Source organism: Halococcus sp. PRR34 (assembly GCF_028617175.1).
GTDB classification, from domain to species: Archaea; Halobacteriota; Halobacteria; order Halobacteriales; family Halococcaceae; genus Halococcus; species Halococcus salifodinae.
Map to the genome: position 1 here is coordinate 150,250 of NZ_JAQJDA010000004.1, position 26,022 is coordinate 176,271.

Sequence of the window (26,022 nt, forward strand, 5' to 3'; positions counted from 1 at the left end):
GCGGAGAGAAAGCGGATTCAGTCGTCTGCCGGGGTGTCCGTGTCGTCGAGTTCCTCGCGGAGGGTGCTCACTTGGGCGACCCGTTCGGCGTGAGCGTTGTGCTGATGGATCGACTCGTCGTTGGACTGTTTCATCGTCACGACCGCGTCGTCGGGGAGGTCGGGGAACTCCCGGACCACACCCTCGGCCATGTCGCGAACGCAGTCCTCGACGAACTTCGCGTTCGCGTGGGCGTGCTCGGTCATGTAGTCCTCGTCGGGCCGCTTGGCGAGGTTGTAGATCCGTGCGCTCATCGAATCGCGCGCGACGTCGATCAGATCGGAGAGGTCGGCCTCGGGTGCGCCGTCGCTTTCGACCCTGAGCGTCGCGTGGCCGCGCTGGGAGTGGCCCGCCTGAGGCACGCGATCGAGGAACTCTTCCGTGGTTTCGTCGTCGACGCCGAGGTCGGCGAGGGTTTCGCGGGCGCGCGAGTTCGACATCCCCTGTGAACACGGACAGACCGTCATCCCGGTCACGCGAGTGCCGATCTCCTCGGTGGTGCCCTCCTCGGTCGCACAGGCTCCGGCGATGATGGTTGCGGTTCCTTGGGTGGGGCGGTCGGTCGCGGGGGTGCGCTCGCGCGTGACGAGTTCGGCCTCCATCTCGACGGTGGCTTCGGTGGTGTACTCGTGTTTTTCGAGGAGGCGCTCGGCGGCGTCGCCACAGACGTCTTCCACTCGGTAGGCCGGCTCCGCGACCGCGGCTTCTAAGGTCTCGTCGACGACCTCCATGTTCCGGCTCATGTCCGCGCCCTTGCGCCACGAGGGGAGATCGACGAACACCTCGAACTCCGCCATCAGGACGATCGGGCGGTCGTCGGGCCGATCGAGTTCGACGAGCTTCTCGACCCCGGTGACGCCGACCTGATTGAGGCCGACGGTGACGTCGGGCTGGGCGGCCTGGACATCCGGCAGCTGCTGACTCATTGGATCGGTGTTGGTGATGGCGCTGGTTACGTTTTGCGAAAGCCACAAACTGTTTCGTGTTTTCCCAGCCAGTCAGTCAGCTGTCGGGCGGCCGCGGTGCGGTCAGTCGAGTTTGTCGAGTGCGCTGAAGAATTCGAGTGGCGGGCCCGCGATCCGCAGTGGTTCGGGAGCGAGGTCGATGGTGACCTCGGCGGGTGGCGTGATCGTCTCGCGGGTCCGGCCGTCGCCCACGACGACAGCCTCGGGCGCGTTCGTCACTCGGACGACGACCTCGTCGGCGTCGACGACCAGCGGGGGCATCGTCTCGGCCCCGCACATCGCGGTGACGACGAGCGCATCGACGTCGGGATGGACCAGCGGGCCGCCCTCGCTCAGGTTGTACGCGGTCGAGCCGGTCGGGGTGGCGACGAGCACGCCGTCGGCGTGACTCTCGAAGTACGACGACCCGTCGATCTCGACCGCGACGTCGGCCCCCCCGCCAGGCCCGCGCCGGCCTTGGACCACGACTTCGTTGAGCGCGGGCGGGAGCGTTCGGCCGTCGGTGGTCGCACGGAGCCGCGGCACGGTGCGTGTGCGGGGCTGACCGTCGGTCTCGATGCGCTCGACCTCGCGTTCGACCGTCGCCACCGCTTCCTCGGGTGGGGTGGCGTTCAGGAAGCCGACTTCGCCGAGGTTCACCCCCATCACGGGGGCCTCGTCAGCGCCGCGCGCGGCGAAGAGGAGGGTGCCGTCGCCGCCGATCGAGACCACGAGGTCACACTCGCTCATTCGATCGACCGGGTGGCCAGCGTGACCGAGCGCGTCGGCGGTCGCCTCGTCGAGTCGGACTTCGACGCCATCCTTGCGGAGGCGCTCGCGGACGTCGCTGGCGAGCGAGGCTGCGCGTTCGTTGCCTCGCCGCGCGACGATCCCGACTCTCATCGTTCGGTACTAACGCCCACCAGACAAAAGCCGCATGGTCCGCCGTGCCGTGCGGCGGTTGCGGGGCGGGTGCGGGGCGGGTGCGGGGCGGTTGCGGGGCGGGTGCGGGGCGGGTGCGGGGCGGTTGCGGGGCGGGTGCGGGGCGGGTGCGGGGCGGGTGCGGGGCGGTTGCGGGGCGGGTGCGGGGCGGGTGCGGCTGTGGCGGCGGTTGCAGAGCGGTGCGGGCCTGGCGGATGAAGGGCGAGCGTCGGGCGGTGCGAACGGAGTGAGCACCGTCGAACGCGCGAACGGGGAGGAACGACCCGTGAGCGAGTGAAACGAGCGAGGGCTTCAGCGGTTTGCGGCTGCGGGGGCTGCCCTCGGTGGATCGAGGGCGAGCGCCGAAGGCGCGAGGGCTCGGGCGGTGCTGTGCGGTTGCGGAGCAGTGCGGAGAAGGCTAGTTGTTGTACCGCGAGCGACCGGAGGGAGCGAGCGGGTGTTTTTAGTCCAGGTTTTTGCGAGGGGTTGAGCGCGCGAGCGCAGCGAGCGCGCGATTCCCCGAAGTAAAAACGTGGTGGTTCAACGGACGACAGTCACCGGCACCGGCGAGCGCCGGACGGTGGTTTCGGCGACGCTGCCGAGCAGGATGCGCGAGACACCCTCGCGGCCGTGGCTGCCCATCACGATGGCGTCGATCGGGTGCTCGTCGGCGAACTCCACGATCGCCCGAGAGGGGCGACCGACCACGATCTCGCTGTCGAACGCATGACCATCGAGACGATCGGCGGCGACGTCGAACAGCTCCTCGGCGCGACGTTCGGCGGTCTCGTACCACTCCTCGGCGTAGCCGACGTCGCCGACCTGGCCACCCGCGCCCGCTCCGACAGGGTTGATGACGTACAGCAGCGTGAGGTGTGCGTCCGGGTGTTCCGTGACGGCGTGCTCCAGTGCATCCCACGCTCCGTCCGAGCCGTCGATCGGCACCAACACGCGTTTCGCCATGTGGGGTAGTAGCATAGCATCCGAGTTAAATCCACGGCTTGTTGTCTCCGAGGGGATCGGCCACCGCCCCATCGACCGCCCGCCGGCGAACACCGAGGTTTTGGCCGCTCGGTACCGAGAATGGGTATGCTTCTGATCTGCGGACGAGCCGGCGGAACCGATCTGACCGGGACGCTCTACGAGCGCGGTGAGGACGCTCCCTCCTTCAGCGGTGCGCCCGACGAGGACGCGCCCTACGTCTGGGTCTGTGACTCCTTCTACGAGGTCGAGAGCGGCGGCCAGCGCCAGATGGTTGGCGGCGAAACGGTGAACGTCGCCTTCGAATCGCCGGTGGCCCACGGGTTCGAGACCCGCGAGCGCGCGGTCGACGGCGCACACGAGCATCTCCGGACCCAGTTCGCCCGGATCGGTGTCGCCGAGGCCGACGTCGAGATCGAAGTCGTCGAGCGCGACCCCGACACCCACGACGAACCGATCCTCTGACTCCGGCGGTAGCGACACGGCTGTACTCCCGCCACGACCACGGTTCGGCCACGCCCGGCGCTCGAAAGCCGGGCGACTATCGGGCTTCGGGTGCTGTCGATCGTATGGTCAAAACCAGTACGCTGGTGATCGCGATCGGTGTCGTGATGCTGTTCCTCCCCGAGCCGATCACGTCGGTTCTCGGGCTCGTCGTGATCGCGATCGGCGTCGGCCTCCGACTGTTCGGCTGACTCGGTGTCGACATCACCAGTCCGCCCACCGTGTGGGCCCGAGTGCGAAGGTAATTAGCCACCCACGACGAGAGTGACGCGTATGCGAGCGGCGCTCGTCGTGCTCGACGGCTGGGGGATCGGCGACCACGATCGGCTCGACGCGATCCGAGCGGCCGACACGCCAACGATGGATCGCCTCGCCGACGAGGGAGCGACAGGCACTCTCGACACCTCGGGGCGGTCGGTCGGCCTCCCCGACGGCCAGATGGGCAACAGCGAGGTCGGCCACCTCACCATCGGCGCAGGGCGAGTGATCGATCAGCAGTACACCCGGATCACGCGGGCGGTCGAGGCGGACGAGCTCCCGACGAACGACGCCATCGAGTCGGCGTTCGCCCACGCCGAGACGAACGGCGGCCGAGTCCATTTCATGGGTCTGGTGAGCGATGGCGGCGTGCACTCCGACCAGCGCCACCTCCACGCGCTGATCGAGGCTGCCGCCGACCGCGGCGTCGACGCGGTCACCCACGCGTTCACCGACGGCCGGGACACACCCCCCAAGAGCGGCGCGGGCTACCTCGCGGACCTCGAAGCCACGATCGACGAGCACGGCACCGGCGACGTGGCGACCGTCACTGGTCGGTACTACGCGATGGACAGGGACAAAAACTGGGAGCGTACTCGCCGGGCCTACGACGCGATCGTGGAACGCGACGCCGACCACACGGCCGGAACGGCGGTCGCGGCGGTCGAAGATTCGTACGACCGCGGCGAGACCGACGAGTTCGTCGAGCCGACGACGATCGAGGGCGAGGCGCAAAGCGCCTCTCGAACGACCTCGGAGAGCGAACGGCGGAGCCGTGAGCAGAGTGGACCGGCGCTCGGCGACGGCGACTCGGTCGTGTTCTTCAATTTTCGGGCCGACCGCGCGCGCCAGCTCGTCCGGATGCTGACTGACACTCGTCCCGAGTGGGGGTCCGCTCTCGACCAGCCCGCGATCGAACTGGTGACGATGACCGAGTACGACGAGACCTTCGATTTTCCTGTGGCGTTCGAGCCTCACGAGCCCACGGACAGCCTCGGCGAGACCCTCGCCGCCAACGGGTTGACACAGCTCCGGATCGCGGAATCCGAGAAGTATCCTCACGTCACCTACTTCCTCAATGGGGGACGCGAGGTGGAGTTCGACGGCGAAATTCGAGAGATCGTCGACAGCCCGGACGTGCCGACCTACGACCACCAGCCGGCAATGAGCGCCGAAGCGGTGACCGACACGGCCATCGGGGTGATCGAGACGGACGATCCCGACGTGATGGTTCTCAACTACGCGAACCCCGACATGGTCGGTCACACCGGCGACTTCGACGCGGCGGTCGCCGCGTGCGAGGCCGTCGACACCCAGCTAGAACGTCTAGTCGCGGCCTGCCGCGAGGCGGGTGCCCACGTGCTCGTGACCGCAGATCACGGCAACGCCGACGACATGGGCACGCCAGGCGACCCCGACACGGCGCACACGCTGAACCCCGTGCCGCTGGTTTACCTCACGCCCGACGACGCATCGTCGGAAGACCGACGTGTGCGCCCCGACGGGAAACTCTCCGACATCGCGCCGACGCTCCTCTCGCTGCTCGGCATCGAGGTGCCCCAGGTGATGACCGGCGAGACGCTGGTCGTGGATGAGTAGGCCGCGCGGGTCGGGGTTCATCCCCCGTCTCGTCGGCGCGCACGTCGCGCTCCCCACTGGCGAGATCAGTTCTTGTAGTCCTCGATCATCCCGCCTTGGAGCACGATTTCGACCTGGCGCGGGCTCAGCGTGTGTTCGGCCGTGAACGTGGTGTCCCGCGTGGCGTTGCGCACGGTGACGTCGGAGCCGTTCTGTAGCTCCTCGCGGACGCTGGGGAGTTCGAGGGTGTCGCCCTGCTCGATGGCGTCGTAGTCGTCACGGTCGACGAACTCCAGGGGAACGATCCCGAAGTTCACGAGGTTCTGCCAGTGAATGCGGGCGTAGCTCACGGCTAGCGCGGCCCGCATTCCGAGGTGGTAGGGCGCGAGGGCGGCGTGCTCGCGCGAACTCCCCTGGCCGTAGTTCGACCCGCCGACGGCCAGCCACGGCGCGCCCGCGTCCTCGGCGCGCTGGTAGAACCCCTGCTCGACCTGATCGAACACCCACTCGCTGATCTTCGGGATGTTTGATCGGTAGGGAAGCACGTCCGATCCGGCGGGCATGATCTCGTCGGTCGAGATGTCGTCACCGACTTTCATCAACACCGGGCCAGCAAGCGAGTCGGGAACCGCCTCGAATGCAGGCAGCGATTTGACGTTCGGCCCCTTTTCGAGTTCGCCACCTGGCTCCTCGGGCGGCGGGCTCAGCGACGCCTCGTCCACGATGACCGCCTCGGGTTCGGACCACTCGGGGTAGGTCATGTCGTGGGTGTCTTCGAGCGTGCGCGGGTCCGTGATTTTACCACTGAGCGCGCTCGCGGCCGCGGTCTCCGGGCTACAGAGGAACACGCTGTCCTCGCGGGTGCCGGTGCGCCCGGGGAAATTTCGGGGGACGGTTCGCAGACTGTTCCGCCCGGTGGCGGGGGCCTGACCCATCCCGATGCAGCCGTTGCAGCCGGCCTGGTGGACACGCGCGCCGCTGGCATACAGATCTCCCAAATATCCCATCTCGGTCAGGTTCTGGAGCAGCTGTCGGGAGGTGGGGTTCACGTCGAAGCTCACCGCGGGCGGGACGCGCTCGCCCGCGACCATCATCGCCGGCACCGCGAAATCCCGAAGACCGGGGTTCGCGCTGGAGCCGATGTAGGCCTGGTAGAGATCGTCGCCAGCCACCTCGGTCACCGGGACGACGTTGCCTGGACTAGAGGGTTTGGCGATCAGCGGCTCGATCTCGTCGAGTGCGATGGTCTCGGTGACGTGGTACTCGGCGTCGTCATCGGCGTGCAGTTCACGGAACTCGTCCTCTCGACCCTGCTGGGCGAGGAACTGCTTCACGGCGTCGTCGGCGGGGAACACAGTCGAAGTGGCTCCGAGTTCGGTTCCCATGTTGGCGATCACGTGCCGGTCCATCGCGGTCAGGGTCTCTAGTCCGGGTCCGTGATACTCGATCACGCGGCCGACGCCGCCGTCGACGTCGTGGCGACGCAACATTTCGAGGATCACGTCCTTCGCGCTGCACCAGTCGGGGAGTTCTCCCGTGAGTTCGACACCCCACACCTCGGGCATCGCCACGTGGTAGGGTTCGCCGGCCATCGCCATCGCGATGTCCAGCCCCCCGGAGCCGATCGCCAGCATTCCCATCGCGCCCGCGGCCGGCGTGTGCGAGTCCGAACCGAGCAGCGTCTTGCCCGGGATGCCGAATCGCTGCTGGTGGACGGGATGGGAGACGCCGTTGCCGGCGGCGGAGTACCAGACGCCCCACTTCTCGCAGGCGCTTTCGAGGAAGAGGTGGTCGTCGGGGTTCTTGTTGTCCTCCTGGATCAGGTTGTGATCCACGTACTGGGCCGAGAGTTCGGTCTCGGTCCGCTCGACGTCCATGGCTTCGAGCTCGAGCATCACCATCGTGCCAGTGGCGTCCTGTGTCAGCGTCTGGTCGATCTCGAGGGCGATCTCCTCGCCTGGTTCCATCTCCCCTTCGACGAGGTGGTCGTCGATGAGTTGCTCCGCGACGGTTCCGGACATGGGCTGGAACCACGTGGGGAACGGCCTTTGCTCTTGCGCTGACATCCCTCGCGCCGGGAAACCGTATTACCGCCGACGGCCGTAGCGCGGGCAATGGCTCTCGACGGCTACTTCGAGGGGTTCACGAGGCGCGACTGGCAGACGATCGACGAGGGGCAAGTCGAAATCGCCGTGATCGGTCTCGGTGGGTTCGCCCGCGAGCGCGCCCTGCCTGCGATCCGCGACGCGGAGTTCTGCGAGGTCACCGTCCTCGTGAGTGGGTCGCCCGAGAAGGCTGCGGACCTCGCCACGTCGTTCGGCGTCGAGCGGGTGCTTGACTACGAGGCGTTCCGCGACGGAGAGGCCAGCGACGCGTACGACGCGGTCTACGTCGCGACTCCGCCGGCGTTCCACGAGGAGTACGCGACGACCGCCGCCGACCGCGGCAAACACGTCCTCTGTGAGAAGCCCCTCGCCGTGGATCACGCGGCGGCCGAGCGCATCGTCGCGGCCTGTGCAGACGCCGGCGTGGTGTGTATGACAGCCTACCGGCTCCGAACCGAACCCGCGGTCAGGCGGATGCGCGAACTGATCGCCGACGGCGCGATCGGCGATCCAGTCCAGGTCCACGGCGGGTTCTCCGCACGGCTGCTCGACGACATGAGCGCCGACACGTGGCGGCTCGATCCCGACGTTGCGGGCGGCGGCGCGCTGATGGATCTGGGGGTGTACCCGCTCAACACCACCCGCTTCCTGCTCGATGCCGATCCCACGTCGGTGGTGGCCGAGACTCACTCCGGGGAAGCACCGTTCGACCGCGTGGACGAGCATGTCGCCCTCCAACTCACCTTCCCAGGTGGCGTGACTGCCTCGTGTACGGCGAGTTTCGACGCCCACCCCGACAGCCGTCTCCAGGTGCTCGGCACCGACGGCCAGGTGCTCATCACCGACCCTTTCGGCGGCGACGTCTCCCAGGAAATCGTGGTCGAGCGTGGCGACACTCACACCCGCTACGCCGGCCCGTCGGTCGACGAGGTCCGCGAGGAGTTCGATTACTTCGCGCACTGCGTGCTCACCGGCGAGGACTGTGAGACCGACGGCGAGGACGGACTCACCGATCTCCGCATCATCGAAGCGGCCTACGAATCCGCTGAGACCGGCGAGCGCGTCGAACTGTAACTGTCGAATCAGTCGCCGAGAAACGTGACTGAACGCCCTCACCCCGTCCGGAAGGAGTAATCGAATGCCGGGGCCGAATGGGTGAGCGAGCCCAACGAGATCACGTCGACGCCGGTAGCGGCGTATTCGGGAACGGTGTCGAGCGTGATCCCGCCGCTCGCCTCCGCGAGCACGTCTGCGGGCAGCGCCTCGACGCCTTCTGCGACCGCTTCGGGCGCGAGGTTGTCGAACAGCACGATGTCCGCACCCGCTTCGGCGGCCCGCCGGCCCTCGGCGGGGCGCTCGACCTCGACTTCGATCTTCGTGGCGAAGGAGGCACGCTCGCGGAAGTGCGAAACGGCGCTTTCGAGCCCCATCTCCGCGACGTGGTTGTCCTTCACCATCACCATGTGCGAGAGATCGAGCCGGTGGGTGTCGCCGCCGCCAGCGACGATCGCGCGCTTTTCGACGCCGCGGAGACCGGGCGTGGTCTTGCGCGTCCCCGCGATCCGCACCCCGTCGCTCACCTCGCGGGCGGCGTTGACGGCCTCCCGGGTTCGAGTGGCGACCCCGGAGGCGTGGCCCGCGACGTTGACCGCAACGCGCTCGCCACGGAGAACTTCGCGCGCCGCACCGTCGGCGGTCAGAACCGTGTCGCCCGACTCGATCCGATCGCCCGGATCGGCGTGCGTCTCGACCCCGACCCCGAGATGGTCGAAGACCGCGACGGCGGCCTCCAGTCCGGCCGCGACGCCCGACTCCTTCGCGACCAGTCGTCCCGTCGTCTCGCCCGGCACCTCGTTGGTCACGTCGTGGTGGCCGAGGTCCTCGTGAAGCCACCGCTCGACCTGGCTACGGGCGACCGGCATGGACCTCGTTCTCTTCGCTGGCGTCGGTCGTATCGGCGCTCTCGTCGACGAGATGATGACAGCCGCACGACTCGGCGTTCTCGCTCGCGGCCCGGACGATCAGGAGTGCCGTGACGGTCGCCGCCCGGAGTTCGTAGAGTTCGCGCGAGGTGCGTGTCCGGACGTAGGCGTCGACCTCGCCCTTCAGCCGCCGGACCGCCGCGCTCGCGCGCCGGAGGCCGTCGGGGGTGCGGGTGAGGCCGACGTACTCGTCCATCGTCCGCCGGAGCCGGCTGAACTTCTCTTCAGCGAACGCCTCGGGGAGCGCGGGGTCGCTGTCGCGGAGGTCGGGAGCCTCGACCACCACTGGGGACGCATCGTCCGCGGCGGCGGCCTGGCCCGCGCGTAGGCCCCACACCAACCCTTCGAGCAGACTCGTCGAGGCGAGCCGGTTCGCGCCATGAACTCCGGTTCGGGAGCACTCCCCGACCGCGAACAGCCGATCGAGGCTCGTCCGCCCGTGAGAATCGACGCCGATCCCGCCGCACACGAAGTGCTCGGCGGGCGACACCGGAATCCCTGCCTCAACGTCGATTCCGCGCTCGTTGCACTTCGCGGCGAGGTCCGGGAACTCCTCCTCGAAGTCGAGCGGCGAGACGTCGAGCACCACGTCGCCGGTCCGGTCGCGCTCGCTCGCCACGGCGCGCGCGACCACGTCCCGCGGCGCGAGTTCGGCGTCCGGATGGTAGTCAGGCATGAATCGTTCTTCCTCGTCGTTCCGGAGCAGTGCGCCCTCCCCACGGACGGCTTCGCTGAGGAGGAACGGTTCGTCTCCGGCATACGCTGTCGGATGGAACTGGACGTACTCCATATCCGTGACGTCGGCTCCGGCGAGCGCCGCCATCGCGATCCCGTCACCGGTCGCGCCCTCGGGGTTGGTCGAGCGGTCGTAGAGTGCGCCGATCCCGCCCGTGGCGAGCACGGTCGCGCCGGCATAGATCGGTTCGACGGTCGAATCGGACTCGACCATCGCGCCGTGGACCCGGCCCTCGCGGGTGAGAAGTTCGAGCGCCGCGGTGTCCTCGCGGATCGCCACGTTCGGATGGTCGTCGAGATGCGAGAGGAACGGGCCGAGGACGTGGCGGCCGGTGCTCGCGTTCACGTGGAGAATTCGGCGCTCGCCGTGGGCGGCCTCGCGGCCGTATGCGAACCCGTCGTCGTCCTCGTCGGTGTCGAACGGCACGTCGAGCGTCTCCACGAGCACGTCCTCGACGGCGTCGTTCGCGTTCTCCACGAGGACGTCGACCGCCTCGGGGTCGGCCGCGCCGTCGCTCGCCGTGAGGATGTCCTGCTTGAACTCTTCGGGGTGCTCGCGCGAGACCGCGATGCCGCCCTGGGCCCACCAGCTCGTCGCGTCCGCCGGGCGCTCGGCCTTCGTCACGAGCAACACGTCTTGGCCTGCGCGTGCGGCCGCGAGCGCCGCCGCACAGCCCGCGACGCCGCTGCCGATTACCAGCGTTTCGGCGGTCGTCGCGTTCGTGTCGTCGGTTTCGTCCGTCTCGCTCGCAGCCTCGCTGCCGTCCGCTTCGGTGCCAGGCACGGTCAGATCTCCAGCATTCGGTCGAGCGCCACGCCGGCGAGTTCCTTTTCGTCGGGCGCGACTTCGATCACGTTTCGCTCGCGGCCCTCGACCAGCTCTTCGAGCACCCACGTCAGGTAGTTCGGGTCGATCTGGCGCATCGCGTTGCAGTCCATGCACGCGTCGCCGCAGAGCGGCAGGACCTCGACCTCGGGATGCCACCGCGCGAGGTGGTTCGCGAGGTGGATTTCGGTTCCGATCGCCCACGTCTCACCGGGATCGGCCTCGGCCACCGTATCGGTGATCGTACTGGTCGAGCCCACCACGTCCGCAGCCTCGACGACCTCGCGGCGGCACTCGGGATGGACGACCACGTTCGCGTCGGGGTGGTCCTCCCGAATCTCCTCGACGTGACTCTCGCGGAAGCGCTCGTGGACCTGGCAGTACCCCTCCCAGAGCACGATGTCGGCCGCCGCGACCTCGCTCGCGTCCTTGCCCTCGGGGTCCCACGGGTCCCACACAGCAGTATCGTCTTCCATTCCTAACCGGTGAGCGGTGTTCTCACCGAGGTGTTTGTCGGGGAGAAAGAGCACCTTGTCGCCGCGCTCGAAGGCGTACTCGAAGGCCCTGTGGGCGTTCGAGGACGTGCAGACGAGCCCGCCCTGCTCGGCACAAAAGGCCTTCAGGTCGGCGTAGGAGTTCATGTACGTCACCGGGATGATGTTCTCGTCGGGCGCGGCGTCGGTGATCTCCGCCCACGCGGCGTCGACCTGGAGGGCTTCTGCCATCCCCGCCATCGGGCAAGAGGCCTCCATCGAGGGGAGGATGACTGTTTGAGAGTCGTCGGTGATGATGTCCGCGGATTCGGCCATGAACGTCACGCCGCAGAACACGACGTGATCGGCGTCGGCCTCGGCGGCGCGCTTCGAGAGGGCGTACGAATCGCCGATGAAGTCGGCGTGCTCGACGATCTCCTCGCGCTGGTAGTTGTGTCCGAGCACGAGGACGTCGTCGCCGAGTTCGTCGAGCGCCCGCCCGATGCGCTCCGTACGCTCGGATTCGGACAGTTCCCGGTATCGTGGTGGGAGCTGTTCCAGATTGTCGTATTTGAACAGGCTGAGGTCGGTTTTGAGGTCCGTTGTTTCCAGTTCTGGCATGTGTTTCGGGACTCCGGTAGCACTAGCCCACGGTGGCCATTATTGAAAATATTTTCTCTTCAAAACGTATCTGCCGGGACCACAAGCTATCGATTTCGACAACAGGAGGATCCGATCGCCGCGAACCGGGCTCAGCGCGCGTCGTAGACGATCTCGCCGTCGATGATCGTTGCCGCGACATCGATGGCCGCGATGTCGTCTGGCTGGTCCCACGGCGAGCGGTCGAGCGCGACGAGATCGCCACGCTTGCCTGGTTCGATCGTTCCCAGCCGATCCTCGTCGAAGCCGGCGTACGCCGCGCCGCGGGTGTACGCCCGGAGCGCGTCGGTCACGGGGAGTCGCTGGACGTCGGCGGGCGCGTTCACGGCGTGGTGGACGCCAAGCAGCGGGTCGAGCGGCATGCAGTCGCTGCCGAAGGCGAGTCGAACTCCGGCGTCGCGGAGTTCTCGAAGCGGGTTCGAGCGTCGCCGGCGCTCGGAACCGATCCGGGCGTCGTAGAGCCCTCCCTCATCCGCCCACTTCAGGAAGTTCGGCTGGACCGACGCCACCACGTCGAGATCGGCGAAGCGGTCGATGGCCCCATCGAAGGGAAGTTCGGCGTGCTCGATCCGGTGACGTGCGCCGCCGGGATCGTCGGTCGCCGCGTAGGCCGCGAGGACCTCGTCGACCGCCCTGTCGCCGATGGCGTGGGCCGTCACCTGGAAGCCGGCGTCGTCGGCACGTTCGACGATCTCACGGAGTTCGGCGGGCGGAACGACCCACTGACCAGTGGCCCCGCCGTCAGCGGTTTCGGTCTCAGTGTCGGCGTACGGCTCGGTCAGTTTCGCGGTCCGTGCGCCGATGCTCCCGTCGGTGAAGGTCTTGATCGCGCCCGTCCGCACGAACTCGCTGCCGTGGTTGGTCGCGAGGCCGGTTTCGATCGCGGCGTCGAGGTGATCGCTCCAGTAGTTGATTCGGACTCGGAGCGCGAGCTCCCCTGCGGAATCGAGGTCGCGGTAGACCCGCGGTGCGTGGGAGTGCCGGATCATGTCGTGGACGCCGGTGACGCCGCGTTCGTTGGCGTGTTCCTGGGCGGCAAGGAGGAGGTCGCGGGTCTCGTTGCGGTCGGGCGCGATCGCTTCTCGAACGGGGCCGAGCGCATCCTCGACGAGCACGCCCGTGGGATCGCCGTTCTCGGTTCGGACATCGCCCTCGGGAAGCCGGTCGCCGAGGCGATCGAGGGCGACGCCGTTCACGCCCCCGGTGTGCATGTCCTCGCGGAACGCGACCACCGGTCGCGTCTCGCTCACCCGATCGAGGTCTTCCCGGTCGAGATAGCGCGACTCCTCCCACGCGCTCTCGTCGTAGCCGAAGCCCAGAACCCACTCGCGGTCGGTCTCACCGTCGTCGAGTTCGTCGGCGCGCTCTGCGAGCAGCGAGACCGCTTCGTCGGGCGAGGTGGCGTCGGCGAGGTCGGCGTGGACGAGGCGCTTGCCGAGCTCCTCCATATGCGTGTGGGCGTCGATGAATCCCGGGAGGAGCACGCGGCCGTCGAGGTCGATCGTGTGGGTGTCGACGCCCGCGAGGAAGTCGATCTCGTACGTCGACCCCACCCGGATGATCTCGCCGTCGCGGACGGCGACCGCCTCGGCGGTCTCGTCGGGATCGGTCAGCGTGTGGACCGCGGCGTTCGTAAGCACCAGATCCGCAGCGTCGGTCATGGCGTTGGAACGATCGGGTGGGCAATAAGGATACAGCCAGCGAAGCGGGCGTGTCGGATGGGTGATGAGCCAATGCCGAGTACGATGGTACTGATGTCGCTGCTGCGGTAGTTGCGGTTGGCGCGCGGGAGCGCGCCAAAGCGCGCGACTCGTGCGAGGGATGACCGAGGGAGCGCAGCGACCGAGGGAGTCGGCTGGGGAGACTCGTGGCTTGTGGTTCTCATTTGCGTCGGCATCGTAGCGGTCTCGACGACGGTGATAGTCACCGGACATCCTCATGACACGAAGCAGTCCTAGCCAGCAAGCACACCAGAGAGGGTAACGCTTAGGCGGCGGCCACCCGCTGTCGAGGTATGAGCGACGCTGCCGACCTCGCCGAGCGCGTTCGATCGGGCGACCTCGCGCTCCACGACCTCGACGATCACGCCGATCCCGCAACCGCGACCGAAGCCCGACGCCGGGTCGTCGCGCGCGCGACCGACACCGATCTCGACGGGGTGGGAGCAACTGCCCTCGATCCAACCGACGCCGTCGGAACGACCATCGAGAACATGATCGGCGCAGTCGAAATCCCGCTCGGCGTCGCCGGCCCTCTTCCTGTGGCGGGCGGCGCGGCCGACGACGAACACTACCTTCCGCTCGCGACAACCGAGGGCGCGCTGGTCGCCTCGGTCAACCGCGGCTGTTCGATCCTCCGCGCGGCCGAGGGCGCGAACGCCAGGGTCACGAAGCGCTCGATGACCCGCGCGCCAGTCTTTCGAGTGGCCGATGTGGTCGAGGCCGAGGCGGTCGTCTCGTGGGTGCGCGAGAACCGCGACGCACTCCGGAACGCCGCCGAGGAGACCACGAGCCACGGCGAACTCACGGACGTGACGCCCTACGTCGTGGGTGACTCGGTGTTCCTCCGCTTCGGTTACGACACCAAGGACGCGATGGGGATGAACATGGCGACCATCGCCACGCGAGCGGCCAGCGAGGTAGTCGAAGCCGAGACGTCCGCCGACCTCGTGGCGCTCTCGGGCAACCTCTGTACCGACAAGAAGCCCGCCGCGATCAACGCGGTCGAGGGTCGCGGTCGGAGCGTGGTGGCCGACGTGACGATCCCGAACGAGGTGGTGGAGGATCGACTCCACGCCACGCCCGACGCGATCGCCGAGGTCAACACCCGAAAGAACCTCGTCGGGTCGGCGAAAGCCGGAAGTTTGGGATTCAACGCCCACGCCGCGAACGTGGTGGCGGGCGTCTTCCTCGCCACCGGCCAGGACCCCGCCCAGGTGGTCGAGGGAAGCAACGCGATCACGACCGTCGAAGCCAGGGGAGACGAACTCTACGCCAGCGTCTCGCTTGCGAGTCTCGAAGTCGGAACGGTGGGTGGCGGGACGAAACTGCCGACGCAGGCTGAGGCGCTCTCGCTGCTCGGCGTGGCGGGCGGTGGCGACCCGCCCGGCGCGAACGCCGACCGCCTCGCGGAAGTGATCGCCGCGGGCGCGCTCGCTGGCGAACTCTCCCTCCTCGGAGCGCTCGCCTCACGGAACCTGTCGAGCGCCCACGAAGAGCTTGGACGGTGAGGCTCGATCGGCGCTGCGACCGCCGCCACCGGAGACCGGTGCCGACATAACCGGCGAGCCAGTAGGCGAGCCATGACCGAGATCGATCGCGTCCGTGCCGAGCCGGATCTCGTCGTGACGGCGCTCCAGCAGAAGTTCCTCGAACCCAACCCCGTCGGCGAGCCCGCGATCCGTGTCGCGCCCGACGGCGAGGCGGAGCTGTTCGTCCACGAAGACGGGTTCGAACAGCCCGCGGAGGGTGTCGATCTGCATCCCGAGCGCTTCGTCGGCGACGAACTCAATCTCCCCGATCCCGACGCCGATCTCGACGACGAGGCGATCGAGGCACTCGGCGAGCGGCTCGGCTCGGAGGTTCGACCGGCGCTGCGGAACGACGTCGATCTCAACGCCGACCGCGACGAGGCCGAACACATCGTCCCGGTCGAGTACGAATCCAACGACCCGTAGTTCAGCGTCACGATCCGGTTCGATCGGATCGACGAACGACGGACTCCTTCTATCGCATCTGCCCCACGAGAAACGCACAGCCGCCGGCGAGCACCGCAACGCCGACGATCAACACGGTGCCGCTGGCGAGCGCGGTCGCACCGACCACGAGACCGAACCCGCCCGCGCCGATCGCGTGAGCGAGCCCGATCAGCCGGCGACCGCGCCGGAGATACACCACCGCACCGAGCCCGAACCCGATCGTCAACACTGCGCCGGAGAGGACGAACGGCGGGGTCGGGGTCCCGAAGATCGGAATCGGTTCGACCACGGGTTCGAGGAGGAAGAGCAGGCCGGCGAGCCCGACCAGCGCGCCCACCGCGAGCGGCGCGGGATCGAGGTCACGCTTGCCCGTCACAGGAGTCGGTACGCGCCGTCGTTCCGGCTCGCCTCGCCCTGTTGGACGAGTCGGTCGAGCGCGCGCTCGGTGAACGTGGCGGACACGTCACGCGCGGTCGCGTACGCGACAACCTCCGCCTCCCCTGGCTCGTCGAGCTCGTCGATTGCCGCTCGAACGGTATCGAGCCAGTTCGGGCTTCCCGCGGCCGCCCCGCTCGTCGCGCCCTCGCCCGCTTCGGAGACTGCCTCGGCGTCGAGGCCCGACTCCTGGAGGTACGTCGTCTCGTCCATCCGTTCGTTCTCGGCGCGGGTCTCGAGCGTTGCGAACGAGTCGAGGTCGTCGGGCGCGTGGTCGCTGCGGTCGGCGAGCAGCGCGGTGCGGGCCTCGCGCGCGGCGTCGGCGGCGTCGGTCTCGGCGAATTTCGTGAGCTTCGGGTACTGATGGCGCGCGCCACACGAGGGGCAGGACGTGGTCTCGGGACGGTCCTCGACCACCCACAGCGCGCTGCACTCGCCGCAGCCGACCACCGCATACATGCCCCTTTCTCGGGTCCGCGATCGGTTGAACCTTTAGGTACATCGGCCGTGTGATGTCCGCATGAAGACCGTTGCGACGGCCGATCGCGAGACCACCGAGGCGGTTGAGGGTGTTTCGGTCACAGTGCTCGCGAGCGGCGAGGCGATGAACGTCCAGGCGTTCACGATCGAACCCGATGCGACCGTTCCAGCGCACAGCCACCACCACGAACAGGCGGGCTACCTGTTCGCGGGCCACGCGACGTTCGTCCTCGACGACGACGAACACGAAGTCGGCCCCGAAGGATCGTACGCCATCCCCGCCGACGAGGCGCACGCGGTCGAGAACCGTGGCGACGCGATCGTTCGCGGTGTCGAGTGCTTCAGCCCGCCCAGACCGCGCCCCAACTGGATGGACTGATCTCGGGGACGAACGATGGCGGCTGTCGGTGACGAGAGCTGTCGGACCCGATCAGCCACCGCCAAACGATCGACGGCGACTGACCGAGTCCGTTATGCGGTGTCCGACTCCTCGGCCTCGTCGAGCGCCGCGAGATCCCGCTCGTCGTTGTACTCGTTTGGTCCGCCCGCCTCGCCCGAGAGCTCGTCGTAGAGCGACTCGCGAACCTCCTCGGGCGTGTCGTACTCGTCGTCCAGCCGGTCGAACACGCTGCCCATCGACTCGGTCTCGTTCGGGAGGTCGAGCGGTTGGTCGGCGTACTCGGTGGCGAGTTCCTCGCTTCTGACGGGGTACTTCCGGTCGCGAACGTCGGTCTCGACTTCGTCGAGGATGTTCTCGACGTGTTCGGCGCGTTCGTGCTGGCGATCGCGAGGGTCCTCGGCTCGATCGTCGATCGGCATACGCCCCGTAAGACACGCGGACGAAAAAGTGTCCCACCGTCGTGTGCAATCCCGGTAGCAGCCGGCGCGGAAGCGTGCGGAGCACGCGACTCACGTGAGGCTTGCACGAGCGACCGGAGGAAGCGAGCGAATCGGCTGGGGAGGGAGTGGCTGTCGCGGTGCGGTGCTAGACGGTAGTGCCAGTGATTGCACCGCGAACGAGGCCGAAGGCCGAGTGAGCGGGCCGAGGAACCTCCGAGCGGAGCGAGGGGGTGACGACGGCTTTTGGTCCAGATTTTGCCAGCGAGCGAGTGAGCGCAGCGAACGAGCGAGCGTAGCAAAAGGTGGAAGTCCGCCCTCCCCGATTTGAACGGGGGACAAGCCGATCTACAGTCGGCTGCTCTACCAGTCTGAGCTAAGGGCGGACATGCCGACTAATCCGACTGTCGGACTTAAGAATTGCCATCCCGCCCGCCGTCCGACACGCATCGGCGCACCGCTCGATGGCCGGGAAGATTCAAGTAGCCACGTATCGTGCGGTCGCACGACGGATGAGTAAAATCACGTTCCGCGCCGACGACGAGCTCATCGATGAGCTCGAGTCGCTCGACGCCTCGAAGAGCGAGGCGATGCGCGAGGCGCTCCGGGCCTACCTCGAGAGCGCGCGGGACGTGGGCCCCGACAGCCTCGACGATCTCGTCAGACAGCGTGTCGACGCGATCGTCGACGAACGCCTCGATGGTGCGTTTACGCCGTCCCAGCCACAGGATATCAACGTAAACATCGCGCTCGACGGCGCATCCGACGCGTCTGACGCCTCCGTGGACGCGGACGGGGCCGAACGTAAGACGGAGGCTGCCGAGGCCGAACCGGACGTGCAAACGGACTCCGACGCGCGTAAAACGTGCGCACAATGTGGCGAGGAAGTCGGCCCAGAGCACGTGTACTGCCCGAACTGCGGGGAGAAGGCGACACGACGGGTGTTCTGTGACTGCGGCGACGAGCTCCGCTCGGACTGGGGATTCTGCCCGAGCTGTGGCCGGCGAACCCCCGCTGCGAACGTGCTCGACGGTGCGTAAACGCTACTGAAGGCCTCGAAACGCTGTTTACGTGGCGATCCGGACGTTCGTCTTACGCTGGCCGGAAGTTTTATTACATCTGGGCTGATTGCATACGCCTGCGTAAGACGGCCGTCTTACACCAGCGCCGATCGATGTCGATGGCGTCTCCGTCGTGCGGTTTCGGCGTGTAAGACGCGCGGTCGCCAAAACGGAGGACCCACATATGGAGCGTGTGACACTACGGATCCCGAAACAGCAGATCGCGGAGGTCGAACAGATGGTCGAACACGGGGAGTACCCGAATCGTAGCGAGGCGATCCGGGCGGCGGTCAGGGAGATGGTCGCCGAGGAGGGTCGGGACGACTCCCCGACCAAGCGACCGTTCGCGAGGGCCTAACGATGCAGGACATCGTGGAATCGGCGCTCGAAAACGCGGAGAAAGAGCAACGTCAACGCGACGAGTCCGATCTCGACGAGTTCGGCGACCCCCGGATCGTGGTGGTCGGTTGTGGCGGTGCGGGCAACAACACCGTCAATCGGCTCCACAACATCGAGGTCGAGGGTGCCGAGACCATCGCGATCAACACCGACAAGCAGCATCTCCAGATGATCCGGGCCGACACCCGGGTGCTGGTCGGCAAGTCGCTCACCCAGGGTCTCGGCGCGGGCGGCGACCCCGAGATGGGCGAGCGCGCGACCGAGATGGCCCAGTCCACCATCCGCGAGGTGCTCTCCGGCGCGGACCTCGTGTTCGTCACCGCGGGGATGGGCGGCGGTACCGGCACCGGTGCCGCCCCGGTGGTCTCGAAGATCGCGAGCGACGAGGGCGCGATCGTCGTCGGGATGGTCTCGACGCCGTTCAACGTCGAGCGCGCTCGTACTGTCAAGGCCGAGGAAGGGCTCGAAGAGCTCCGCAACGAGGCCGACTCGATCATCGTGCTCGACAACAACCGCCTGCTCGACTACGTCCCGAACCTCCCGGTCGGCAAGGCGTTCTCGGTGATGGACCAACTCATCGCGGAGACGGTGAAGGGGATCGCCGAGACGATCACCCAGCCCTCGCTGATCAACCTCGACTACGCCGACATGACCTCGATCATGAACCAGGGCGGCGTCGCGGTCATGCTGGTCGGCGAGACCCAGGACAAGAACAAAACCGAGGAAGTCGTGAAAGACGCGATGAGCCACCCGCTCCTCGACGTCGATTATCGCGGGGCGTCCGGCGGATTGGTCCACATCACCGGCGGCCCCGATCTCACTCTGAAGGAGGCGGAGGCGATCGCCGAGCGCATCACCGACCGGCTCGACCCCAGCGCGAACGTCATCTGGGGCTCGCGCATCCGCGAGGAGTACAAGGGCAAGGTCCGGGTGATGGCGATCATGACCGGTGTCCAGAGCGCGCAGGTCCTCGGTCCCGACGCCCAACAGCAGGCCGACCGGTCGCGTGAAGCGCTCGCGGCCGACTCGTTCGACACGAGCTACGCCGAGAGCGACGGCGGCCGCGACGTGTCGGACCACGATTCCCACGACGATCTCGACGTCATCCGCTGATCCGCGCTTCGGCCCTCCACCCACACGATCCGTTGCTGTCGAATACGGTATATATACAAATTCTGTCTGTAACTATCGGCTGTTCGGACGGCGATTTTGGCAGAAAAGATCACGACAATCGATCTGATACGATCAGCCGTGGCTCCGTGTAGTACACCAATGATTACGCTGCGTGAACGGCCTCGGTGAGCTGGCACGACCGACAGATTTCGCGCGTGGTGGTGCCGCCGCAGCGTTCGCACTCGCCGAGGTCCGGGCCGTCGCCGCGGTAGGCTTCGGCGGCGAGCTTGGCGAACTCCTCGTAGCCCGCCATGATCGAGTGACGGGTGCCGGGATGATTCTCTTCGAGATCGAACAACAACTGTTGAATCTCGCCGCGGTAGGCCTCGCTGGAGTGGGGACACTCCGCCATGTGGACGGGGAGATCGGCGAGGTGAGCGTAGAGCGCGACCTCCTTTTCGGGGACGTCTCTGAGGGGTTTCGCCCGGGGAACGAACTCGGTAGTGTTGGTGCGTTCGGGGAAGGGACCGAGGCTCGCATCGAAGTGTTTCGCCATCTGGGCGACATCGCCTTCGAGGACGTTCATCATCGCGGTCTGGGCCTCGTCGTCGAGATTGTGGCCTGTCAGGAGCTTGTCGGCTCCGTAGGCGTCGGCGTACTCGGCGAGCAGCTCGCGCCGGAAGACCCCACAGTACGCGCAGGCGGCCATGTTCTCGGGATCCTTCTCGACCACGCGATCCATTTCGAGATCGAACTCGTCGGCGTAGGTGACGACCTCGTGGGGAATCCCGTGATCGTCGGCGAACGCACTCGCGGCGTCGAGGCTCTCGTCGCGGTAGCCCTCGATCCCCTCGTGGATCGTGAGCGCGACCAGCTCGATCCGGGGGTCCTCGACGAACGTTTCGGTGAGGATCGACCCGAGCACGACGCTGTCCTTCCCGCCCGAGAGACCGAGCAGCCACGTCTCGGGGTCCTGGGGGGTGGCGTCGTCGCCGATGAGGCCGTCCTCGCGGATTCGTCGGCGGACTCGCTTCTCGACCGACGCGCGGAGGTGGTGCTCGCAGAGATGCGCGCCCGAGTACGCCGCGTGCAGCACCGCCTCGCGGTCGCACTTGGTGCAGTCCATATCTCGACTGGGGTGGTACGGCGCTTGACGGTTTCGCCTCCACTTTTTTACTGCGTCCCCGTTCGCTCGCTCCGCTCGCTCAGGGTCCTTGTAAAAACCTGGACTAAAAACACCCGCTCACTCGGCACAGCCTCGTTCGCGGTACAGTCACTAGCCTTTTCCGCTACCGCACCGCGACGACCACCCCCTCCCCAACCGATTCGCTCCGCTCGCGATGCTCGCTTCGCTCATCCCTCGCGCGAGTCGTGCGCCTGCGGCGCATTCCCGCGCGCCAACCGCTACTACCCTGTCTCCGGCAGGCCAATACGGTCCGGAAACCGTTTTCCATCGTGGGCGGCTACCCTCTCCAATGACCGAGTTCGCCCGCGCCGAGGCCGTCGACCGGATCGAGCGCCTGGTCGAGACGGTTGCAACCGAGACGATGCCCGTCCCGATCCGCGAGATCTGGGTCTACGGCGATCTCGTGCTCGGGCTCGATCCCGTCGAGCGCCTCGACATCTACCTCACGAAGGACCTGCTCTTTCACGGTGACGGCGACCGCGAGGAGGAGTTCCACGAATCGCACGGTGTCGAGGGGATCGGCAAGACGGTGAGCGCCGAGTGGGCCGACGAGCACCCCGAATACATCCGCGCGAACCCGAACGGGTACGCCGCCCCCGAGAAGTGTCTCGCGGCCCACCTCGTCGGCGATGAGGAACCGATCCACCTCGAGATCTGCAACGCGAGCTTCGAGGACAACGTGACCCAGCGACTGAAGGGCGCGATGGCGCGCGAGAACTACGAACAGGTCCTCGACCCGCGGGGGGCGTGTCTCTGGATCGACGGCCAGCGCTCGACGGACGCCTTCGAAAAACTCCGCAACGGCGAGTTCGTCTTCCCCACCCTCGCCGAGGCGCTCTCGATGATCGGGGTGGACGACGGCGAGGCCGAGCAGGCTGCCGACGCGGTACGGGACTACCGCGAGCGTCAGGCGGGCGCGACCGTTCGCGGCGACGTGGTCTGACACCCCCGAACCACCGATCTCGATCGACCGCCGCGCGCCGACGGAAACGACTATTGCGACAGACGTGATCTATCGGCCCTATGCACGATCGCACGATGACGCGACGACGGGTAGTAGCGCTCTCGGGAACTGCGGCGGCGCTCGGCCTCGCGGGCTGTTCGGAGATCGGTCTCGGCGGCGGCGAAGAGGGTGACGGTGAGAGCGGAGAGGGTGGCGACGGTGGGGGCGGAGAAGGAGAGGAGGGCAATGGAGACGGCGAAGATGGAGAAGGAGGACAGGAAGGCGACGGCGGTGAGGGTGGGGGAGAGGGTGGCGAAAACGGCGGCGAGGGCGGAGAAGATGGGGAAGACGGTGGGGGTGGCGAAGACGGTGAAGGTGGCGGCGACGAAGACGGCTAACGGATGGCGACACCCAGCGGCTGACCTTACTCGGCGCGCAGTTCTCGAACCCGGTCGACGTTCCACGCGAAGCCACGGCCGTCCTCGGTCGGTGTTTCGAGGACGAACGGCACCTCGCCGAGCGCGTCGTGGTTGACGATCGCGCCCATTCCATCGTCACCGATCAATCCCTCGCCGATGTGGGCGTGTTCGTCCTTGTTGGTGCCACAGGCGTGTTTCGAGTCGTTGAGGTGGATGTAGTGGAGGGTGTCGAGACCCACCACCTCGTCGAACTCCGTGAGCACGTCGTCGACCCCCTCGGGCGTCGAGAGGTCGTAGCCCGCGGCGAAGGCGTGGGCGGTGTCGAGACAGGTTCCGAAATCGGTGTCGGCGCGGTCGCGGACGCCCGCGAGATGGGAGAACTCGCCGCCCAACTTGGTCCCGCTACCGGCATCGCTCTCGATCAACAGGGTGACGTCTGCGGGGATATCGAGTTCGTCGACGGCGCTCGCGGCGTTGTCGAGACCTCCCTCGACCCCTGCGCCGGTGTGCGCGCCGAGATGGACGTTGACGTACTCGATCCCCAAGCGATGGGCGGCGTCGCACTCGGCCTGGAGGCTCCGGATCGACTTCTCGCGGAGGTCGTCTTTGGGTGTAGCGAGGTTGACGAGGTAGGAAGCGTGGATCACCCACGGCCCGAGGTCGGCACCCGACTCGCGGAACGCGGCGGCCTCGCTCTCGGCGATATCGGGACCGGCCCAAACCTGGGGCGAGGTCGTGAATATCTGTCCGCAGTTCCCGCCGACGTCGCGCTGGCGACCCACGGCGTTGTCGACGCCACCGGCGACCGAGACGTGTGCTCCAATGTGCATGGTCCCGCCTCGCCGCCGGCGGGCAAAGGGGCTTCGAAGCCGACGGCCGGTGTACGATACGCCGGCTACTCGGTCGGGTCCTCGCGGTCGGTTGCACCTCGCGCTGCGGTGGGGTCCTCACGATCGCGATTCCACGCCGCGGCGTCGTACTTCGCGCGGGCGCGCTCGCGGGCACGGTCGAGTTCGTCGTCGGTCCACTCGCCGACCTCGGCGTCGGCCCACGCAGCGAGTGATTCCTCGAACGCGTCGACGGCTGCCGCCCGATCCACATCGGTGTGCTCGCCGATCGTCGTCACCCGCTCGCGGAACCGTTCGGCGGTGACCGGCGGATCGTCGAACATCGCGAGGTGACGCTCGGAGCTATCGTCGAACATGACGGATCCATGTTGTATCACGCTGTCGCGTCGGCGGTACTGGGCGTTCCCGCTCACCTTCTGCCCGTCGACCACGACGTCGTGGGCCGGGTTGAGCGCGCGCAGGTAACACGCCGGCTCGAACAGCGCGGGACGCTCTTCGTCCGCGAACGACGCCGAAACCCCGAGTCGCTCGAACCCGGAAAAGAGTGGCTCACAGAGACGTTCGTACGTGTCCATCAGATCGCCAGGCAGCTCCTCGGCGGGCGCGACGATCGAATAGGAGATGTCGGCGTGAGTGTCGTGGTAGATCGCGCCGCCGCCGGTCGGCCGCCGAACCACGTCGATCCCCTCGCGTTCGCAGAACTCCCAATCCACCGTCGCGGGATCTTGGTGATATCCGAGCGAGAGCGTGGTGGGGTCCCAGCGGTAGACCCGCAGCGTTCGCGGGCCGCCCTCGGCGGCGGTCTCGGCCGCGATCTCGTCGAGCGCCATGTTCATCGCACCTCGCCGCCGGTCCTCGCGGATCAACCGCCACTCTCGATCGGTGATGTCGGTCATACCGCCCGAACGCAGCGGCGGAACAAATCGATTTGGAGAGCGGAGCGAAGGTCGTTCGAGTTTTATATCGTATTATGTAATTTATGATGGGGTGGTCGCTCACGCGCGATGCTTTTGCCCGTCGCGGGGGTACGCGAAGATGATGGTTCGCAACGTCGCAAGCGAGATGGCGGCGCTCGAAGCCGAGGATTTCCACCTCCTTTCGGGCGTCGAGCAGGGGATGCGGTTCAGCGAGTGGGTCAACCGGGGAAAACTGCCGGAGTTCGCTAATCTCACCGCCGAGAACGTCGACTACCGCCTGGATCGGTGTGCGGACCGCGGGCTGCTCGAACGCCGAACGATACAGTACGAAGGCTACAAGCTCACCTTCGAGGGCTACGACGCGCTCGCGCTCCACACCTTCGCCGAGCGGGGCACCATCGAGGGCGTCGGCGCACCCCTCGGCGTCGGGAAGGAAAGCGACGTCTACGAAGTCCAGTCGTACACCCCGTTCGCGCTCAAGTTCCACCGTGAGGGATACACGAACTTCCGGGAGGTGATGCGCGAGCGCGAATACACCGCCGACCGCGATCACGTCTCGTGGCTCTACACCGCGCGGAAGGCCGCCGAACGCGAGTACGACGCGCTCGAAACCCTCTATCCAGACGTCTCGGTGCCCCGGCCGATCGATCACAACCGCCACGCGATCGTGATGGAGAAGATCGACGGCGTCGAGCTGTCGAGAGCCGACCTCGACGACGATCAAGTGCTCGGCGTCTGCGATCTCGTGCTCCAAGAAGTCGCGCGTGCGTTCGACGCGGGCTACGTCCACGCCGACATGAGCGAGTACAACGTCTTCGTCGCCAGTGATGGGGTTTGCGTCTTCGATTGGCCTCAGGCGGTCTCGACCGATCACGAGAACGCCGTCGACCTCCTTGAGCGCGATGTCGAGAACGTTCTCGGCTACTTCCACCGGAAGTATCCCCGACGGATGGCAGAAACGCCCGAAAGCGACGCGATCGCCGACGCGATCGCCGACGCGGAGTTCGAATCGATCGACGACGTGACCCCGTAATAAACCCCATTTTGATATATTGAATCGGTCCGGTGATCCATCCGATCGAACGGTCGACCGAGTACGCTGCTCGTCGTCCTCACGACACTGATGCTCCGACGACGCCCCTGACAACGACAAAATAGTTACGTTAATTCACATCAGCGAACGGTTTTGTTCGAACCGGCCGAGCGAACGACCGTGCGACCGACCCTCTTCGCGGATCGGGTGGAACGATGAGGTTCGGGGGACGGCTCCCCTCACGGCTGGTTCTGAAGTATTACATCTACCAGGCCACGACGACGTTCGGCTTTTTCTGGCCGGTGTTCACGCTGTTCTTGCTCTCGCGGGGACTCTCGTACACCGAAATCGGGCTGCTGTCGAGCCAGGCGGTGCTCCGACCGATCGTGAGCGGCTACATCAACGACCACGTCGAATCGCTCGGCCGGGCGACGGTGCTCAGCGCCGCCTCGCTGGTGTACGCCGTGGTCCGCCTCCCGCTCCGACCAGTGGTGGGCAGGATCGCCGACCTCACGGCCCCGATCCCCGCGACCGCGCTGCTCGGCGGTGGCTTTCTCGCCAGCGCGGCCGTCATCTATCGCTGGGAGACACCAGCGAGCACCGACTCGCCGGCGGGACAAACCGCAGATTGAGGCGAGCCCCTCTCCA

The 26,022-nt window shown here is 67.1% G+C and carries 29 protein-coding genes and 1 tRNA gene; 15 read left to right on the plus strand and 15 right to left on the minus strand.

Annotated elements, in window-relative coordinates:
- Positions 1-17: 17 nt before the first annotated feature.
- Together mptA and PHA81_RS07190 are read right to left on the minus strand one after the other, a co-directional pair.
- Positions 18-965 (minus strand): GTP cyclohydrolase MptA, encoded by a 948-nt coding sequence (gene mptA, locus PHA81_RS07185; RefSeq protein ID WP_005045153.1) that lies wholly within the window; start codon positions 963-965, stop codon positions 18-20.
- 102 nt (positions 966-1,067) lie between these two features.
- Positions 1,068-1,886 carry an NAD(+)/NADH kinase gene (locus PHA81_RS07190; protein ID WP_273836053.1) on the minus strand — a complete coding sequence of 273 codons (819 nt, stop codon included), beginning with the start codon at positions 1,884-1,886 and terminating at the stop codon, positions 1,068-1,070.
- Positions 1,887-1,920: 34 nt separating this feature from the next.
- On the opposite strand from PHA81_RS07190, the gene PHA81_RS07195 reads away from it, so the two are divergent.
- Entirely contained in the window at positions 1,921-2,202 is a 282-nt protein-coding gene (locus tag PHA81_RS07195) for a hypothetical protein (RefSeq protein WP_273836054.1), read from the plus strand.
- 242 nt (positions 2,203-2,444) lie between these two features.
- On the opposite strand, the gene PHA81_RS07200 is transcribed toward PHA81_RS07195, so the two are convergent.
- Positions 2,445-2,867 (minus strand): universal stress protein, encoded by a 423-nt coding sequence (locus tag PHA81_RS07200; RefSeq protein WP_005045157.1) that lies wholly within the window; start codon positions 2,865-2,867, stop codon positions 2,445-2,447.
- 126 nt (positions 2,868-2,993) lie between these two features.
- Here PHA81_RS07200 and PHA81_RS07205 point away from each other — a divergent pair, with 126 nt between their 5' ends.
- The 3 genes from PHA81_RS07205 to gpmI all read left to right on the plus strand — a co-directional run bounded on the left by PHA81_RS07205 (position 2,994) and on the right by gpmI (position 5,246).
- Entirely contained in the window at positions 2,994-3,350 is a 357-nt protein-coding gene (locus PHA81_RS07205) for a hypothetical protein (RefSeq protein WP_005045159.1), read from the plus strand.
- Positions 3,351-3,454: 104 nt separating this feature from the next.
- On the plus strand, positions 3,455-3,580 hold the full coding sequence (locus PHA81_RS07210; protein WP_049910325.1) for a hypothetical protein: 126 nt from the start codon (positions 3,455-3,457) through the stop codon (positions 3,578-3,580).
- 82 nt (positions 3,581-3,662) lie between these two features.
- A complete protein-coding gene (gene gpmI, locus PHA81_RS07215) occupies positions 3,663-5,246 on the plus strand; it encodes a 2,3-bisphosphoglycerate-independent phosphoglycerate mutase (RefSeq protein WP_273836058.1) in 1,584 nt (527 codons plus the stop codon).
- A gap of 65 nt (positions 5,247-5,311) precedes the next feature.
- Here gpmI and PHA81_RS07220 read toward each other — a convergent pair whose 3' ends face one another.
- Positions 5,312-7,246, minus strand: a complete 1,935-nt coding sequence (locus PHA81_RS07220; RefSeq protein WP_273836059.1) for an aconitate hydratase — start codon at positions 7,244-7,246, stop codon at positions 5,312-5,314.
- Between the two features lie 93 nt (positions 7,247-7,339).
- Here PHA81_RS07220 and gfo6 point away from each other — a divergent pair, with 93 nt between their 5' ends.
- The gene (gene gfo6, locus PHA81_RS07225) at positions 7,340-8,404 is read left to right on the plus strand and encodes a D-xylose 1-dehydrogenase Gfo6 (RefSeq protein WP_273836061.1); all 1,065 of its coding nucleotides are present in this window, start codon (positions 7,340-7,342) and stop codon (positions 8,402-8,404) included.
- Positions 8,405-8,442: 38 nt separating this feature from the next.
- Here the strand turns inward: gfo6 and nadC are convergent, their stop codons facing one another.
- The 4 genes from nadC to PHA81_RS07245 all read right to left on the minus strand — a co-directional run bounded on the left by nadC (position 8,443) and on the right by PHA81_RS07245 (position 13,667).
- Positions 8,443-9,252, minus strand: a complete 810-nt coding sequence (gene nadC / locus PHA81_RS07230; RefSeq protein WP_273836063.1) for a carboxylating nicotinate-nucleotide diphosphorylase — start codon at positions 9,250-9,252, stop codon at positions 8,443-8,445.
- A complete protein-coding gene (locus tag PHA81_RS07235; protein WP_273836065.1) occupies positions 9,236-10,831 on the minus strand; it encodes an FAD-dependent oxidoreductase in 1,596 nt (531 codons plus the stop codon). The genes nadC and PHA81_RS07235 overlap by 17 nt, the downstream gene beginning before the upstream one ends.
- A gap of 2 nt (positions 10,832-10,833) precedes the next feature.
- Entirely contained in the window at positions 10,834-11,958 is a 1,125-nt protein-coding gene (nadA, locus tag PHA81_RS07240; RefSeq protein WP_273836217.1) for a quinolinate synthase NadA, read from the minus strand.
- Between the two features lie 140 nt (positions 11,959-12,098).
- Entirely contained in the window at positions 12,099-13,667 is a 1,569-nt protein-coding gene (locus PHA81_RS07245) for an amidohydrolase (protein WP_273836067.1), read from the minus strand.
- A gap of 353 nt (positions 13,668-14,020) precedes the next feature.
- Here PHA81_RS07245 and hmgA point away from each other — a divergent pair, with 353 nt between their 5' ends.
- On the plus strand, positions 14,021-15,235 hold the full coding sequence (hmgA, locus tag PHA81_RS07250) for a hydroxymethylglutaryl-CoA reductase (NADPH) (RefSeq protein WP_273836068.1): 1,215 nt from the start codon (positions 14,021-14,023) through the stop codon (positions 15,233-15,235).
- A gap of 72 nt (positions 15,236-15,307) precedes the next feature.
- Positions 15,308-15,682: a hypothetical protein gene (locus PHA81_RS07255; RefSeq protein ID WP_273836070.1), complete on the plus strand. Its 375-nt coding sequence runs from the start codon at positions 15,308-15,310 to the stop codon at positions 15,680-15,682.
- Positions 15,683-15,731: 49 nt separating this feature from the next.
- Here the strand turns inward: PHA81_RS07255 and PHA81_RS07260 are convergent, their stop codons facing one another.
- Positions 15,732-16,079, minus strand: coding sequence for a hypothetical protein (locus PHA81_RS07260; RefSeq protein ID WP_273836071.1), 348 nt, complete (start codon positions 16,077-16,079; stop codon positions 15,732-15,734).
- Entirely contained in the window at positions 16,076-16,597 is a 522-nt protein-coding gene (locus tag PHA81_RS07265) for a DUF5817 domain-containing protein (RefSeq protein ID WP_273836073.1), read from the minus strand. Before PHA81_RS07265 ends, PHA81_RS07260 begins: the two co-directional genes overlap by 4 nt.
- Before the next feature lie 61 nt (positions 16,598-16,658).
- Here PHA81_RS07265 and PHA81_RS07270 point away from each other — a divergent pair, with 61 nt between their 5' ends.
- Positions 16,659-16,997 (plus strand): cupin domain-containing protein, encoded by a 339-nt coding sequence (locus PHA81_RS07270; RefSeq protein WP_273836075.1) that lies wholly within the window; start codon positions 16,659-16,661, stop codon positions 16,995-16,997.
- A 92-nt stretch (positions 16,998-17,089) separates the two neighbouring features.
- Here PHA81_RS07270 and PHA81_RS07275 read toward each other — a convergent pair whose 3' ends face one another.
- Together PHA81_RS07275 and PHA81_RS07280 are read right to left on the minus strand one after the other, a co-directional pair.
- Positions 17,090-17,437: a hypothetical protein gene (locus PHA81_RS07275; protein ID WP_005045187.1), complete on the minus strand. Its 348-nt coding sequence runs from the start codon at positions 17,435-17,437 to the stop codon at positions 17,090-17,092.
- A 330-nt stretch (positions 17,438-17,767) separates the two neighbouring features.
- Positions 17,768-17,841, minus strand: a tRNA-Tyr gene (locus PHA81_RS07280).
- Positions 17,842-17,967: 126 nt separating this feature from the next.
- Here PHA81_RS07280 and PHA81_RS07285 point away from each other — a divergent pair.
- The 3 genes from PHA81_RS07285 (at position 17,968) to ftsZ (ending at position 20,028) form a co-directional block, all read left to right on the plus strand.
- Positions 17,968-18,495, plus strand: a complete 528-nt coding sequence (locus PHA81_RS07285) for a zinc ribbon domain-containing protein (protein ID WP_273836077.1) — start codon at positions 17,968-17,970, stop codon at positions 18,493-18,495.
- Positions 18,496-18,700: 205 nt separating this feature from the next.
- Positions 18,701-18,874, plus strand: a complete 174-nt coding sequence (locus PHA81_RS07290) for a ribbon-helix-helix domain-containing protein (protein WP_005045191.1) — start codon at positions 18,701-18,703, stop codon at positions 18,872-18,874.
- 2 nt (positions 18,875-18,876) lie between these two features.
- Positions 18,877-20,028: a cell division protein FtsZ gene (gene ftsZ, locus PHA81_RS07295; protein ID WP_005045194.1), complete on the plus strand. Its 1,152-nt coding sequence runs from the start codon at positions 18,877-18,879 to the stop codon at positions 20,026-20,028.
- Between the two features lie 163 nt (positions 20,029-20,191).
- Here the strand turns inward: ftsZ and PHA81_RS07300 are convergent, their stop codons facing one another.
- Positions 20,192-21,154: a TIGR00269 family protein gene (locus tag PHA81_RS07300; protein WP_273836082.1), complete on the minus strand. Its 963-nt coding sequence runs from the start codon at positions 21,152-21,154 to the stop codon at positions 20,192-20,194.
- 349 nt (positions 21,155-21,503) lie between these two features.
- Between PHA81_RS07300 and PHA81_RS07305 the strand changes: the two genes are divergently transcribed.
- Positions 21,504-22,157 carry a hypothetical protein gene (locus tag PHA81_RS07305; RefSeq protein WP_273836084.1) on the plus strand — a complete coding sequence of 218 codons (654 nt, stop codon included), beginning with the start codon at positions 21,504-21,506 and terminating at the stop codon, positions 22,155-22,157.
- An 80-nt stretch (positions 22,158-22,237) separates the two neighbouring features.
- Positions 22,238-22,555, plus strand: coding sequence for a hypothetical protein (locus PHA81_RS07310; RefSeq protein WP_273836085.1), 318 nt, complete (start codon positions 22,238-22,240; stop codon positions 22,553-22,555).
- A 26-nt stretch (positions 22,556-22,581) separates the two neighbouring features.
- Here the strand turns inward: PHA81_RS07310 and PHA81_RS07315 are convergent, their stop codons facing one another.
- Positions 22,582-23,406 (minus strand): deoxyribonuclease IV, encoded by an 825-nt coding sequence (locus tag PHA81_RS07315; RefSeq protein ID WP_273836087.1) that lies wholly within the window; start codon positions 23,404-23,406, stop codon positions 22,582-22,584.
- 65 nt (positions 23,407-23,471) lie between these two features.
- Positions 23,472-24,320, minus strand: coding sequence for a biotin/lipoate A/B protein ligase family protein (locus tag PHA81_RS07320; protein ID WP_273836089.1), 849 nt, complete (start codon positions 24,318-24,320; stop codon positions 23,472-23,474).
- Between the two features lie 142 nt (positions 24,321-24,462).
- On the opposite strand from PHA81_RS07320, the gene PHA81_RS07325 reads away from it, so the two are divergent.
- The gene (locus PHA81_RS07325) at positions 24,463-25,374 is read left to right on the plus strand and encodes a serine/threonine-protein kinase RIO2 (protein WP_273836091.1); all 912 of its coding nucleotides are present in this window, start codon (positions 24,463-24,465) and stop codon (positions 25,372-25,374) included.
- A 215-nt stretch (positions 25,375-25,589) separates the two neighbouring features.
- Complete coding sequence (locus PHA81_RS07330) at positions 25,590-26,006, plus strand: hypothetical protein (protein WP_273836093.1); 417 nt, start codon at positions 25,590-25,592, stop codon at positions 26,004-26,006.
- Positions 26,007-26,022: the final 16 nt, after the last annotated feature.

Bases quoted from the DNA above. Each gene is read 5' to 3' on its own strand.
- mptA (WP_005045153.1), bottom strand. From the start codon at position 965: ATGAGTCAGCAGCTGCCGGATGTCCAGGCCGCCCAGCCCGACGTCACC.
- PHA81_RS07190 (WP_273836053.1), bottom strand. From the start codon at position 1,886: ATGAGAGTCGGGATCGTCGCGCGGCGAGGCAACGAACGCGCAGCCTCG.
- PHA81_RS07195 (WP_273836054.1), top strand. From the start codon at position 1,921: ATGGTCCGCCGTGCCGTGCGGCGGTTGCGGGGCGGGTGCGGGGCGGGT.
- PHA81_RS07200 (WP_005045157.1), bottom strand. From the start codon at position 2,867: ATGGCGAAACGCGTGTTGGTGCCGATCGACGGCTCGGACGGAGCGTGG.
- PHA81_RS07205 (WP_005045159.1), top strand. From the start codon at position 2,994: ATGCTTCTGATCTGCGGACGAGCCGGCGGAACCGATCTGACCGGGACG.
- PHA81_RS07210 (WP_049910325.1), top strand. From the start codon at position 3,455: ATGGTCAAAACCAGTACGCTGGTGATCGCGATCGGTGTCGTGATGCTG.
- gpmI (WP_273836058.1), top strand. From the start codon at position 3,663: ATGCGAGCGGCGCTCGTCGTGCTCGACGGCTGGGGGATCGGCGACCAC.
- PHA81_RS07220 (WP_273836059.1), bottom strand. From the start codon at position 7,246: ATGTCCGGAACCGTCGCGGAGCAACTCATCGACGACCACCTCGTCGAA.
- gfo6 (WP_273836061.1), top strand. From the start codon at position 7,340: ATGGCTCTCGACGGCTACTTCGAGGGGTTCACGAGGCGCGACTGGCAG.
- nadC (WP_273836063.1), bottom strand. From the start codon at position 9,252: ATGCCGGTCGCCCGTAGCCAGGTCGAGCGGTGGCTTCACGAGGACCTC.
- PHA81_RS07245 (WP_273836067.1), bottom strand. From the start codon at position 13,667: ATGACCGACGCTGCGGATCTGGTGCTTACGAACGCCGCGGTCCACACG.
- hmgA (WP_273836068.1), top strand. From the start codon at position 14,021: ATGAGCGACGCTGCCGACCTCGCCGAGCGCGTTCGATCGGGCGACCTC.
- PHA81_RS07255 (WP_273836070.1), top strand. From the start codon at position 15,308: ATGACCGAGATCGATCGCGTCCGTGCCGAGCCGGATCTCGTCGTGACG.
- PHA81_RS07265 (WP_273836073.1), bottom strand. From the start codon at position 16,597: ATGTATGCGGTGGTCGGCTGCGGCGAGTGCAGCGCGCTGTGGGTGGTC.
- PHA81_RS07270 (WP_273836075.1), top strand. From the start codon at position 16,659: ATGAAGACCGTTGCGACGGCCGATCGCGAGACCACCGAGGCGGTTGAG.
- PHA81_RS07275 (WP_005045187.1), bottom strand. From the start codon at position 17,437: ATGCCGATCGACGATCGAGCCGAGGACCCTCGCGATCGCCAGCACGAA.
- PHA81_RS07285 (WP_273836077.1), top strand. From the start codon at position 17,968: ATGAGTAAAATCACGTTCCGCGCCGACGACGAGCTCATCGATGAGCTC.
- PHA81_RS07290 (WP_005045191.1), top strand. From the start codon at position 18,701: ATGGAGCGTGTGACACTACGGATCCCGAAACAGCAGATCGCGGAGGTC.
- ftsZ (WP_005045194.1), top strand. From the start codon at position 18,877: ATGCAGGACATCGTGGAATCGGCGCTCGAAAACGCGGAGAAAGAGCAA.
- PHA81_RS07300 (WP_273836082.1), bottom strand. From the start codon at position 21,154: ATGGACTGCACCAAGTGCGACCGCGAGGCGGTGCTGCACGCGGCGTAC.
- PHA81_RS07305 (WP_273836084.1), top strand. From the start codon at position 21,504: ATGACCGAGTTCGCCCGCGCCGAGGCCGTCGACCGGATCGAGCGCCTG.
- PHA81_RS07310 (WP_273836085.1), top strand. From the start codon at position 22,238: ATGCACGATCGCACGATGACGCGACGACGGGTAGTAGCGCTCTCGGGA.
- PHA81_RS07315 (WP_273836087.1), bottom strand. From the start codon at position 23,406: ATGCACATTGGAGCACACGTCTCGGTCGCCGGTGGCGTCGACAACGCC.
- PHA81_RS07320 (WP_273836089.1), bottom strand. From the start codon at position 24,320: ATGACCGACATCACCGATCGAGAGTGGCGGTTGATCCGCGAGGACCGG.
- PHA81_RS07325 (WP_273836091.1), top strand. From the start codon at position 24,463: ATGGTTCGCAACGTCGCAAGCGAGATGGCGGCGCTCGAAGCCGAGGAT.
- PHA81_RS07330 (WP_273836093.1), top strand. From the start codon at position 25,590: ATGAGGTTCGGGGGACGGCTCCCCTCACGGCTGGTTCTGAAGTATTAC.